Source organism: Salinimicrobium oceani, assembly GCF_012037645.1.
On sequence record NZ_JAAVJR010000452.1, the window covers coordinates 1 to 498 of the forward strand.

1 protein-coding gene is annotated in these 498 nt (G+C 42.0%); it reads right to left on the reverse strand.

All coding sequences use genetic code 11. The annotated features are described in order from the left end of the window. A partial coding sequence (locus HC175_RS17695) for a polysaccharide deacetylase family protein (protein ID WP_168139593.1) occupies positions 1 to 498 on the reverse strand: 498 nt, incomplete at both ends.

A 498-nucleotide genomic window follows, 5' to 3' on the forward strand; every position in this document is an offset into this window, starting at 1 on the left:
GTGAAAGACAATAATACTTCCCGGTCTTACATTTTTAAGAACATTTTCAAGGCATTTCTGCGGGGAGATCTCAGCATAATCCATACTAAGGACACTCCACATAACTATCCTGAAACCTCTTTTTTGGAGCTCCTTTGCCTGCTTTTCTTTAAGCCTTCCGTAAGGGGGGCGAAAAAGGGGATTTTTATTAGGTTCTTTCCCCGGAAGATTCTTTTCCAAAGTCTGTTGGGCCTTCAAAGTATTTAGTACATATTCCGGAGTTTTAGTTTTCCAGCCGTTAAGATGGTTGAAGGTGTGATTGCCAATGCTATGATCTTCAGCAATGATCTGCCTAAAGATATCGGGATGTTTTTGCACATTATCTCCAATGCAAAAGAAGGTCGCTTTTACATTATACTGCTTCAGCTGCTCCAGCACCCACGGCGTAACTTCGGGGATGGGACCATCATCAAAAGTGAGATAAATTGATTTGTGACTAGCAGTCCATTCCCAGATCCT